The sequence below is a fragment of the Clostridium sp. KLE 1755 genome (genome assembly GCF_000466465.2).
GTDB classification, from domain to species: Bacteria; Bacillota; Clostridia; order Lachnospirales; family Lachnospiraceae; genus Eisenbergiella; species Eisenbergiella porci.
The window spans coordinates 63,308-75,589 of record NZ_KE992649.1 but is presented as its reverse complement, the minus strand read 5'-3'; the positions used below and the strand labels follow the sequence as shown (position 1 = coordinate 75,589).

The window sequence follows — 12,282 nt, the reverse complement described above, 5'->3', positions numbered from 1 at the left end:
ATTTAAGCTTAATCAGCAGGCACTAATTATTTACGGGAAATTAGAGAAAAATATAAAAAGTACAGTCTCCGTGAATATAGAAAACCACTTTTTGCACTATAAACAGATACCCTTTTTCGTTTATGATGATTTTGGAAGGAAGAGCCAGACTCATAAATGAAGGAGGGTAATTTTTTATGGGGGTATCAGACAGAAACAAAAAAATAAAGCTTAAAAGGAGGGGAAAGAATAAGATTAATTGGGAACTTTTATCCATGAATGTTCCAACACTGCTATTGATTTTCATTTTCTGCTATCTGCCCATGGGAGGACTGATTCTTGCATTTAAGGATTTCCGGTATGATTTGGGTATTTGGGGGAGCAAATGGGTAGGGCTGGATAATTTCAGATTCCTTTTTGAATCTGCGGATGCATGGAGAATCACCCGTAATACCATAGGAATGAATTTCATCTTTATTGTAACAGGGACTGTATTTGCGATACTGCTGGGGATATTTTTAAACGAGGTATCCCGCAGGAGCGTAAAGGTCTATCAGACGGTAATGTTTGTTCCTTATTATTTGTCATGGATTGTTGTAGGTTATATTTTTATTACCCTCTTTGATATGGACCTTGGGATTACCAATCAAATTATTAAGCTATTTGGCGGTGATCCGATCATGTGGTACAATGAGCCGTCTTACTGGCCGTTCTTGCTTACGATTGCAAACCTGTGGAAGACAGGGGGATATATGGCGGTTATCTATTATACTTCAATTCTGAGTATTGATCAGGAATATTATGATGCGGCAAAGGTTGACGGTGCTTCCAGGCTGCAACAGATATGGTATATTACGCTTCCTGCAATTAAGCCTACGATCATTATGCTGACACTGATTTCACTGGGGGGGATAATAAGGGCCGATTTTGGTATGTTTTTCTTCCTTCCAAATGAATCGGGCGCTTTATTTCCAACTACAGATGTAATTGATACCTATGTATTCCGGACCCTGCGTAAAATCGGAGATATTAACATGAGCTCGGCAGCCAGTTTTTATCAGTCAATTGTAGGATTTGTGCTGGTGGTGGTTTCCAATGGGGTTATCAGACGAATAGACAGGGAAAGCGCAATTTACTGATAATAATGGAGGGGCATATGAAAAAATACAGTTTTTTGGACGTGGTGATACATTTTATATTTATTGTATTTTGCATTATGTGTATTGTACCGTTTGTAATCGTAATTGCCACGTCTTTTTCCACGGAGGCAGAAGTAGTAACAAAGGGCTATGCATTGTTTCCAAGAAAATTTACAACGGATGCATATGATTATTTGTTCCGGGATTTAAGTGTTATGCTCAGGGCATATGCCGTTACTATCCTGACAACAGTCGGAGGGACACTGGCAGGAGTTTTGTTTATGGCAGCTACTGCTTATACATTATCCCGTAAAGATTTCAAGCAAAGAGGAACAATTGGTTTTTTTATTTATTTTACAATGATGTTTAACGGAGGAATGGTTGCCACATATATCTTGATTACAAATTACCTGCATTTGAATAATACAATCTGGGTACAGGTATTGCCCACACTTATTTCGCCTTATTATCTCTTTATTCTGCGCAGATTTATGTCGGATATTCCTGTTTCGATTATTGAATCTGCCAAGATAGACGGGGCGGGGGAGTATACGGTATTTTTCAAATTGGTAATTCCGCTGGCTAAATCGGGTATTGCGGCAGTATCGCTGCTGGTGGCGCTTACTTACTGGAACAGCTGGTGGCCCAGTCTGATGTATGTGGATGATGCGGATTTGGGAACGCTTCAGTACTTGCTCTACCGTATCATATCGAATGCACAGGCGCTTTCGGATCCCAGTAAGAATATGTTTTTATCCGGAGTAACGATTCCCACCTATTCAGTAAGGATGGCAGCCTGTGTAATGGCGGTGGGACCGATCATTGTGCTGTTCCCGTTCTTCCAGAAGCATTTTGTTAAGGGAATGACTGTAGGGGCGGTGAAAGGTTAGGTTCGCCTGTATGGTATTACAAAGCAGTATAGAAACAAAACAAACGAGATTGGGAGGTATGGTAAATGAAGAAAAAATGGGGTAAAAGAATAGTTGGTTTGGGTATGGCAGCAGTATTGCTTGTTGGTTCTCTGGCCGGGTGCGGTAAGGAGCCTGCCAGTGTGGACGGCGGCAGTACACAGACAGCAGCAGGGACAACAGTGGAGCCGGAAGAGCAGGGCTCCACGGAAGGAGCTGTACAGGAGAGTACACAGGCGGAGCTGGAACCTGTAACCCTGACCTGGTATGCTATCGGCAACGGGCCGGATCCGGATCATGAGAAGGTCATGGCGGAAGTAAATAAAATATTGCAGGAAAAGCTGAATGTTACATTAGAATGGACTATTTTCGACTGGGGTTCTTATGAGGATAAGATGAGGGTCAAGATAGCCAGCGGTGAAGAATTTGATATGTGTTATACCAGCGCAGGCTGGGTGGTAAAATATGCGGAAAATGTTGCAAAGGGAGCCTTTTTGCCGCTGACGGATCTTCTGCCTGAATATGCTCCTGAATATTATAAGGGAATTGACCAGAAATATTGGGATGTTACCAAGATTAACGGCGATATTTACGGAGCCATAAACTATCAGACTTTAGTTGAGCAAAGGGGGCTTGTATTCCAGAAGGATTTGCTGGATAAATACGGTTTTGATTGTACCAAGGTAAAGACTCCGAAGGATCTGGAACCTTTCCTGGAGCAGATCAGGGATAATGAACCAGGTATTACGCCGGTTGATTTCCACAAGAGCTATGAGTGGCCTATGGAATTTATGTCAGGGGCACAGGATGTAAGCGGATATGTGGATTTCCTTTATGAACCTCTGATAACCGTACCCTTTGGCATGGAAGATTATAAGATAGGTGATGCCTTGAAGGTATCGGATGTGGCTAGGAAGGCTTTTGAACAGACACATGAGTGGTATAAGGCAGGCTTTATTAAGAAAGATGCTGCAAGTGTGCAGGATACAACGGCAGATGTTAAGGCGGGAAAATACGCAGTATGGGCATGCCCCTATAAACCTGGCGTAGAAGCGGAGAATCAAAGCTTATATGATTTTCCTGTAGTAACGATTCCTGTTACGGAACCTACGGTACGTACCAGGTCCGTGCTTTCCGGTATGACAGCAATTAGCCGTACCTCGAAAAATCCGGAGCGTTGCATGATGGTACTGGAAGAATTATGGAAAAATAAGGATTTATATAATCTTATGGCGTTTGGCATTGAAGGAGTGCATTATAATAAGGTTTCCGATAATTCTATAGAACAGATAGCAGATTCAGGATATGCGCCCGGTATCTCCTGGGAGCTGGTGAACCAGTTTAATGCTTATTATCTCCCCGGGCAGGAAGAGGGAACCTGGGAAGCGACCATGGAAAATAATGAGGCGGCTGTTTCCAGCCCCATCGCCGGATTTTCATTTGATGTGGAACCTGTAAAAACTATAATAGCCAATATAAATTCCGTTTATGAAGAGATGTACTATGGGCTGTATACAGGGATGCTCGATCCAGAGACTGCAATACCGCAGTATGAGGAAAAGCTGAAGACAGCGGATCCGAATGGCGAACTGACGAAAGAGGCACAAAAGCAGCTGGATGCATGGGCTAAAGTAAACGGTGCAAAATAAAACTTATATGTTTTATTGTCTTAAAAAAGGTGATGCCAGGGCAGATAAACCCTTCTTGTATTAACCCACTGTAACAAGAGCTGGCAAAGGATAGATGTTATTTGTCCTGGCACAGTGAAACACCGGATTTACAATGCATGATACGGGAAATATATTTTGGGATTTAGAACCAATATATATTTCCCTTTTTATTCCCGCGAGCAACGAGTCAAGTAGCCATGCTTGCATGGATATTTGATTTACTATAAATCCGAAGATTGCATAATGAGATAAAAATTATAAAGATAAAAAAGGGGATTTTATCGTATATGACAATAAAAAAGCAGTTAATATCTACAATTATTTCAGCTACATTAATTCCTATGCTCATTATGCCCTGGCTGGGATATCTGTATATCGGGAATACCGTGAAGGAGCAGCTTCTGCTTCAGGGTAAAAGACAATTAGAAGAAAGCAGCAGAAATTTAGAAGAAATCATGGATGATGTATTGATGATATCTAATGTGGTATCCACAGATGAATATATGACAGGCGTTGTCCGTAAAACGGATGGGGATATGGGAGAACGAAAAGAAGTAATTAAGAGGCTGGAGGACTATAATGCAGTATATTTGTACCGTTATAATGCGGCTATGATTATATATGATTCTGATGGTAAAGTGTACAGTACATTAGGAGCCGGACAAAGTGAAAATGCGGAATTCCGCATAAAGTGGAAAGAGGATACCATAGCAAAGGATGGATATTTTTTATGGAAGACATTTCCCGGACGTTCTGAGGAAGAACCCATCCTGGGAATGTCCAGAAATCTCTTTGATAAGAATGGTATAAGAATTGGCGTACTTTGCATTGAGATATATCAGGATCTTTATATGGGAAAGCTTTTGCGTCATGATAGTGAATTAATGCATACGGAACGATATCTTGTGGATGAAAGCGGAAAATTTGTGCTATCTTATGCGAATGATAAAGGACAGACGCGGTTTACAGAAGAAATATATGCGGGCCAGATCAAGAAAGCCCGGACAAATAAAGGAAGCAATGAGATATTGATTGGTTCAGAACGGTATATTTTTCTTCAGGATTCTGTTGAAAAAACAGGTTGGAAAATGGTTCAGATAGTACCATATAATGAAATATATGCAAAATTAATTTACTACCGTAATTTTAACTATATAAGTAATGTGCTCTGTCTTTTACTGCTGATACTGACAGGCAGCTATATGTTTAGCAGAATCGGAACATCACTTACGCGGCTGGGAGAAGCAATGGAACAGGTCCGGAAGGGAGATTTTATTAATCTTGAAAATCATGAAAAAAATAAAGAAATACATAAGATTTACGATGATTTTAATAATATGAGCACGCGGCTGAGAAAATTGTTTGATGAAAACCTGAGGATAACGAAGGAAAAAGAGGAAGGCCGTCTTCTGGCACTTCAAACGCAGATCCAGCCGCATTTTTTATTTAATACATTAAACGGAATTAAATGGTTGTGTATAATTGAATCGGCTCCGACTGCAGAGAGAATGATTGAATCATTGGGACATATTCTGGAATATTCACTCGGAAAAGCGAAGGATTGTATTACTCTTGAAGAAGAGATTGTGTGTCTGAAGCATTATATAGAACTTCAGAAAATGAGATATGGAAATATTTTTGATGTTATATATCAGATAGATGAGCAGATGAATAACCTGGAAGTTCCCGTGTTGATTTTGCAGCCTTTGGTAGAGAATAGTATTATACATGGGGTGCGTGAAAAGAAAGAGCGGGGAAGCATTCTGGTTAGTGCAAAGATGGAAGGAATTCAGGCAGTGCTGGCTGTAGAGGATAACGGGGAGGGAATGAGTAATGAGAGAATTTCTGAGATTCTTAAGAAAACCCATACAGAGCGTAGTATCGGAGTAGCTAATGTAAAAGAGAGAATTGAACTATATTATAAGGATAGTAAATTTGAGATATCGTCTCAGCCAGGGAAAGGAACAAGGATACGGATGATATTGGGGAAAAGGAGGGAGCAGAGTGAAAATAGTAATTGCTGATGATGAGATTTTGGTTCGCAAGGGAATCAGTATGAGCATCGCGTGGAAGGAATTGGACATTGATGAGGTTTTTGAGGCTGCAGATGGTCAACAGGCTTTGGAAATCATATCTAAAAATCCTATTGATATATTGCTGACAGATATTAAAATGCCCAGGATGGATGGGCTGGAATTGTTGAAAAAGGTCAGAGTAATAAGTCCTGATACTGTAAATATTGTGTTGAGTTGTGTAAATGATATGGAGTGTGTACGGGAAGCAATGAAGTTTAATAAAGCTGTGGATTATATTCCGAAGCTGACTATGAACACAGACGAATTACAGTCTGTTATTCGTCGTGCAACCGCTTATGTTAAGGGAACCCGGGAAGAACTGGGAAAGCAGGAGGAAAAGCTTCCGCTTTTCTTTGGAGCAGAATACGAAACCAGGTTACGCCGTACTCTGGAGTATGGAACAGATAAGGAATTAGAGGATTTACTTGAGAAAATTTATGAGTCCTCCATGATTTTGGAAAAGTGCTGGCGGGAAAGCAGTGAATGGGAAGAAATCATTGGGGTGTTTGCAAGTGTAGGAAAGAAGTATGGAATTTATGAAAAGGATTATCTGACAGAAAAAACGATACGGGCATTAAAGGAAGCTTCTGCCAGGGAAGCTTTTGAAAAAGTAATATCTCAGGAAGCTTTATGGATGCATGAGAGGATTGAGGAAGAAAAAAGGAAAAGTTATGATGCCGGAATACGCGCATCTCTGGAATATATTAACAGGAATTACAGAAATAATGTGAAATTAGGTGAGGTAGCAGAGTATATTGGAATGAGTGAATCCTATTTTTCCAGATATTTTAAAAAAGTAATGGGAGAGGGATTCAGTGAATATTTGAATAAGGTCAGGGTAGAAAAAGCAAAAGAGGTTCTCCAGGACAAAAAGATAACAATGCAGGAGGTGGCGGAATTAGTTGGTTATTCCAACTCGGCATATTTTACACAGATATTTAAGAATCTTACCGGAATATCTCCTAAAATGTATCAGAAACAATTTTTTATGTCAGGATTGAAATAATAATTGCATATGACAGGTGAAAAAGCTCTTCGAACCAATGAATGGTTTGGGGAGCTTTTGTTGTCAGAGTTGCCAATATACCTGCTGTATTATATAGGAGTGAGCAGACTCAAAAACAGAAAGAACAAAATATTAATGAAATGCGACAAAATATATGAATCTATCAGAAAAGGAAAATAATTAATAAATGCAGACAATTTATTAGCTACTGCAAAATGAGGAGAGTATATATAATGAAATCACCAAAAGAAAGAGAAGGGAGAAAGTGTAATGAAAAAAAGAGTAATAAGTTTGCTATTGGCAGGAATGCTTGCAGTAACAGGGCTGGTTGGCTGTGCATCGTCAGAAGAACCATCGGCACAGGAACCATCAGCAGCTGCTCAGGTAAATGTAGAGGAAACCAAAGAAACTGAGCCAACTCCTTCGGCTGAACCTAAGAAACTTGTTATCTGGGGCGGTGTTCCGGGAGAAGATGGTCCGGATGCTTTAGTAGATGAATGGAACAGTCTGCATCCGGAAGCACCTGCAGAATATGTAAGATTTGTTAATGATGACACAGGTAATACAAAACTTGATACTGCACTGCTGTCAGGAGAACAAATTGACGTATTCTTCACATATTCACCGGCAATTATGTCACAGCGTGCAACCAGCGGAATGCTGGAGGATCTTGGCGCTTTTGACAAAGAAGGATTTATCGACAATAACATTAAAGGCGGTAAGGAGTCATTTGCAAAGGTAGATGGAAAAGTTTACGGAATACCTACTGTAACAGAACCTATCGGAATTATGATTAACAAAGATATGCTGGAGGCAAAGAATATTACAATTCCTGAAAACTGGACAATGAGTGAATTCGAAGAGGTTGCAAGACAACTTACCGATGAAGTAGATGGAAAGAAAATATATGGGTGCAATATTTACTATGCAGGTGAGCCTCTGATGATTCCGGAAACAATTCTTGGCGGAGATGCATTTTATAAATCTGATTCCGAGACAAATTTTGATGCACCTGAATTCCGTGTTAACACACAATTCAAATCGATGATGGATGAAGGAATTGCAATGCCATATGAAGAGGTATTTGCAAGAAAGCTTGATACATATTCTCAGTCTGCATTCCTCGCCGGTGAAATCGCTATGATGCCATTTTCCGCATGGATGCTCAGATATGTAAATGACCTGGAAAATTTCCCGCATGATTTCGTTACCACATTTGCTCCACTGCCGAGTACAGATGATGGAAAAGCAAACCCATATCAGTCTGAAAACAACAACTTCCTCTGTATGAACAGCCAGAGTGAAAACAAAGAGGCGGCATGGGAATTTATTAAATTCTGGATTACTGATGGTTCCAAGCATATCGGTAAAATGCCGGCATGGGCAGACGCAGATGAAGAAGCTATTGTAGCAAAGATTCTTGGTGAAAATCCGGAAGAAAGATTTGATGTGGAATCATACAAGAAAGTTATGCTTAGAGACGATTTCAAATACATTATTGTTACAAAGACAACTGCTATTGCGGAAATTACACAGATATATAAAGAGGAGAGCCAGAATTACTTCCTTGGTGTAATAGATGAGGAAACATATTATAAGAACCTGACGGAGCGGTCAGCCGAAGCAATTAAATCGGCACAGTAGCAGTATGTATGGCTGCATGACCAGGCAGTTTTCTGGTCATGCAGCTATTTTTGAGGAAATAAATATATGAGAAAGAAGAAAAAGAAAATCAACATTGTGCCATATCTATTTATTGCCCCTAATTTTATAGGATTTTTGGTTTTTATATTAATTCCTGTTTTAGCATCACTGATAGTTTCATTTACGGATTTTAATATTTATAAGGGATTTGCCGGGACCCAATTTGTAGGCCTGAAAAATTTTGCTGATATGTTCAGGGATAAGTGGTTTCAAGCAGCGTTGACCAATAATGTGATATACACATTGGTGACAATTCCCGTACTTTTGGGAGGCAGTATTTTACTCGCCAATATTTTAAATGATAAAGTATATTGTAAGACTGCAATTCGGGTTATGGTATTTGTGCCTTATATTTCAAGTGTTGTTGCAATTTCTGCAATCTGGATGCTGATTTTGAACCCATCCCAGGGTATCCTGAATAATTTACTTCGTAATATTGGATTTACAGACCCGCCAGGATGGCTGGGTGATCCCCATTGGGCGCTTCCTGCAGTAATAATGATAGGAATCTGGATGGGACTGGGGTATAATACTATTATTTATATGTCGGGCCTCCAGTCGGTGTCCAAGGATTTGTATGAAGCCGCCCGGATAGACGGTGCATCTTCTGCACAGATGTTCTTCTATGTAACAGTCCCCATGCTGAGAAACACTACTTTTTTCTTATTAATTACGAATATTATCAGTTCCTTCCAGGTGTTCGGACAGATTAATATTATGACAGACGGAGGACCCGGAACATCAACAACGGTACTGGCACATTATATTTATCGCTCAGGTTTCCGATATAATAAAATGGGATATGCTTCTGCTATGGCGTGGTTTTTACTTATAATTATTTTCCTTGTCACAGTATTCCAGTGGAAAGTTCAGAGAAAGCATGAAGATGATATGTGAAGGAGACAAAATGAAAAGAAAACAAACAATAAAAAAAATTGTATTAACCATTTTGGTATTCCTATTTGCATTATTGATTTTGTTTCCGTTTATTTGGATGGTATTTTGCTCTTTTAAGCCATTGAATGAGATTCATGAATTCCCGCCAAAACTTATTTCAGAGAATATGTCTCTGAATAATTATAAAAAGGTGTTATTCCAAGGAGATCCTTCTTTCCTGACATATTTAAAGAATACTGTGATTACAACGGTATTGTCTGTAATAGGAACAGTCATTACATCATCGTTGGCGGGCTATGCATTTGCAAAAATGGAGTTTAAATTCAGAGATCAGTTGTTCATGCTATATCTGGTAACCATGATGGTTCCTTTTCAGGTGTTGATGGTACCGCAGTTTATCCTGTTCAAGAGTATGGGAATATTCAATACACTTTGGGCGTTGATTCTGCCAAGATTGTTTACGCCGCTGGGAACTTTCCTGATGAGGCAGTATTTTCTGGATGTGCCAAATGAAATTATTGAGGCAGGAAAAGTAGAAGGACTCGGAGAATTTTGTATTTTTCGGAAGTTGGTGCTTCCACTTGCTAAACCGGCAGTTTCAACAGTAGTCATTTTGAACTTTGTATGGAGATGGAATGATTACGAAGCACCGCTGATTTTTCTTACAAAAGATGAATTATACACATTGACGGTTGGGCTGACTAACTTTATTGATGATGCAGGATTTGCACAGGATAACCTGATTATGGCCGCTTCTACGATAGCATTGATCCCCATTATTTTAGTATTTATTGCGGGCCAGAAATATTTTATTGAAGGTCTTACCAGTGGAAGTGTAAAAGGATAAGATAGCCCCTCCGCAGAGCAGGCATTTTGGGGGTACAGTGTTTCCAACATGGCTGTTTTGTCATAAAATGGGGGGGCATCTCAGGCAGATGTAAAGGAGCCGCCGGGGATGCTTAAGGCAGACGAAAAAAATTAATTGGAAAATCGGCAACAAAACCGGAGTAAAGATTGAAAATTAACAGGGATAGGGGGGAACACACAAAAATGATTAGAAAAAGCGAAAAAGAAGGATTTATGATAAAGGAGCATGAAGCAGACTTATGTGTAGTGGGCGGGGGACTTGCAGGGATGTGCGCTGCGATCTCTGCGGCAAGACGGGGAATAAAGGTCGTACTGATGCATGATAGGCCGGTACTTGGGGGGAACGCATCCAGTGAAATACGGATGTGGATTCGCGGAGCAAATGGAGAGGATGTAAGAGAAACAGGGTTGGTGGAGGAGATTGCCCTGGAAAACTGTTATCGGAATCCGAACATGAATTTTTCTATCTGGGACAGCGTACTTTATGAAAAAGTAAAGCAGGAAGAGAACCTTGAGCTTCTTCTGAACTGCTCCTGCCTGGATGCACAGATGGAGGGGAAACATATCTGTTCCGTAACCGGATGGCAGCTTACCACACAGATGTTTCATCGTGTACATGCAGGAATTTTTGCGGACTGTTCCGGGGACAGTATTTTGGCACCGCTTACTGGAGCCTCCTGGCGGATGGGCAGAGAAAGCAGGGAGGAGTTCGGAGAGGATATAGCGCCCCAAATAGAGGATTCCTGTACTATGGGACTTTCCTGTCTCATGCAGGCCAGACAGACAAACAGGCCGGTCAGGTTTATTGCACCTAAATGGGCATATCATTATACAAAGGAAGATTTTCCATATCGCATGGAGCTGGATTCACCGGATAAATGGAGGGAGGATAATTTCTGGTGGATGGAAATCGGCGGAACGCAGGATACGATACACGATACGGAAGAGCTGCGTGATGAATTGCTCCGGATTGCCTATGGCGTATGGGATTTTATTAAAAACAGCGGAGTGTTGAATGCAAAGCATTGGGATTTAGAATGGATGGGATTTTTGCCGGGGAAAAGAGAAAGCAGAAGGTATGTGGGCGCACATATCCTGACGCAGAACGATGTTCGTCAGCAGGGGCGATTTGAGGATTTGATCGGATATGGCGGATGGACGATGGATGACCATGATCCCAGAGGTTTTCAGACCAGGGAAAAACCAAATATTTTCCATGCTGCACCATCCCCTTATGGAATTCCTTATCGCTGCCTGTATTCTGCAAATATTGATAATCTCATGTTTGCAGGACGCAATATCAGCGCTACCCACACCGCTAATTCCAGCACCCGTGTGATGGCAACCTGCGGTGTGCTGGGCCAGGCAGTTGGAACTGCTGCAGCGTTGGCTGTGCAAAAGGGAGTTCGGCCCGGACAGATTTATCCGAAATATATTTCTGTGCTGCAACAGGAACTGATAGAAGATGGCTGTTACCTTCCCTGGCACCGGAGAGAATTTTTCCCCATTATGGAGGAGGCAGAGATTTCCTGCGGCGGACACAGTGTTCCGGTTCTGCTGGATGGAATGGAGCGCAGGGCAGACGGAGTGGATCATGCATGGGAAGGCCAGTTGGGCAGCGAACTGCTGCTTACACTGCCCGAACCGAGACAAGCAGGCAGTCTGAGAATTGTTTTTGACAGTGATTTAAAACGTGTTACCTGGGAAAACCAGAAGTGGTATGTGAAGAGATATCCGATGAAATGCAATACCTGTCTTGATGACAGCCCGATCAACGTACCTGGTACGATTGTGAGAGTCTATGAAGTCTGGGTGGATATGGGAAACGGACGCTGGGAAAAGGTCTGGGAGGAGAATGGAAATTATCAGCAGCAAAACCGTGTGCCTCTGAATAGGATGGTAAAGCAGCTAAAATTTATCCCCAAGGCTTCCTGGGGGAGCAAGACGGCCAGGGTGTATGCGTTGGAGCTGATAGAATAATAAAAACAGGAATCCGTCGGACTACAGCAGAGAAAAGTATATGATGAATTCTGCGCC

At 41.1% G+C, this 12,282-nt stretch carries 9 protein-coding genes; all 9 read left to right on the top strand.

Annotation, left to right across the window (positions count from 1 at the left end; all coding sequences use genetic code 11):
• The first annotated feature begins 254 nt into the window (after positions 1 to 254).
• The 9 genes from HMPREF1548_RS01405 (at position 255) to HMPREF1548_RS01365 (ending at position 12,225) form a co-directional block, all read left to right on the top strand.
• Complete coding sequence (locus HMPREF1548_RS01405; RefSeq protein WP_286137734.1) at positions 255 to 1,118, top strand: ABC transporter permease; 864 nt, start codon at positions 255 to 257, stop codon at positions 1,116 to 1,118.
• A gap of 17 nt (positions 1,119 to 1,135) precedes the next feature.
• Complete coding sequence (locus HMPREF1548_RS01400; RefSeq protein WP_035320557.1) at positions 1,136 to 2,008, top strand: carbohydrate ABC transporter permease; 873 nt, start codon at positions 1,136 to 1,138, stop codon at positions 2,006 to 2,008.
• Between the two features lie 65 nt (positions 2,009 to 2,073).
• Positions 2,074 to 3,675, top strand: a complete 1,602-nt coding sequence (locus HMPREF1548_RS01395; protein WP_021633865.1) for an ABC transporter substrate-binding protein — start codon at positions 2,074 to 2,076, stop codon at positions 3,673 to 3,675.
• A 308-nt stretch (positions 3,676 to 3,983) separates the two neighbouring features.
• On the top strand, positions 3,984 to 5,720 hold the full coding sequence (locus HMPREF1548_RS01390) for a cache domain-containing sensor histidine kinase (protein ID WP_035320555.1): 1,737 nt from the start codon (positions 3,984 to 3,986) through the stop codon (positions 5,718 to 5,720).
• A 31-nt stretch (positions 5,721 to 5,751) separates the two neighbouring features.
• Complete coding sequence (locus HMPREF1548_RS01385) at positions 5,752 to 6,777, top strand: response regulator transcription factor (protein ID WP_270497010.1); 1,026 nt, start codon at positions 5,752 to 5,754, stop codon at positions 6,775 to 6,777.
• Positions 6,778 to 7,047: 270 nt separating this feature from the next.
• A complete protein-coding gene (locus HMPREF1548_RS01380; protein WP_021633861.1) occupies positions 7,048 to 8,421 on the top strand; it encodes an ABC transporter substrate-binding protein in 1,374 nt (457 codons plus the stop codon).
• 66 nt (positions 8,422 to 8,487) lie between these two features.
• Positions 8,488 to 9,378, top strand: coding sequence for a carbohydrate ABC transporter permease (locus tag HMPREF1548_RS01375; RefSeq protein WP_021633860.1), 891 nt, complete (start codon positions 8,488 to 8,490; stop codon positions 9,376 to 9,378).
• 10 nt (positions 9,379 to 9,388) lie between these two features.
• Entirely contained in the window at positions 9,389 to 10,225 is an 837-nt protein-coding gene (locus tag HMPREF1548_RS01370) for a carbohydrate ABC transporter permease (protein WP_035320553.1), read from the top strand.
• A gap of 203 nt (positions 10,226 to 10,428) precedes the next feature.
• Positions 10,429 to 12,225: an FAD-dependent oxidoreductase gene (locus HMPREF1548_RS01365; RefSeq protein ID WP_021633858.1), complete on the top strand. Its 1,797-nt coding sequence runs from the start codon at positions 10,429 to 10,431 to the stop codon at positions 12,223 to 12,225.
• Positions 12,226 to 12,282 lie beyond the last annotated feature (57 nt).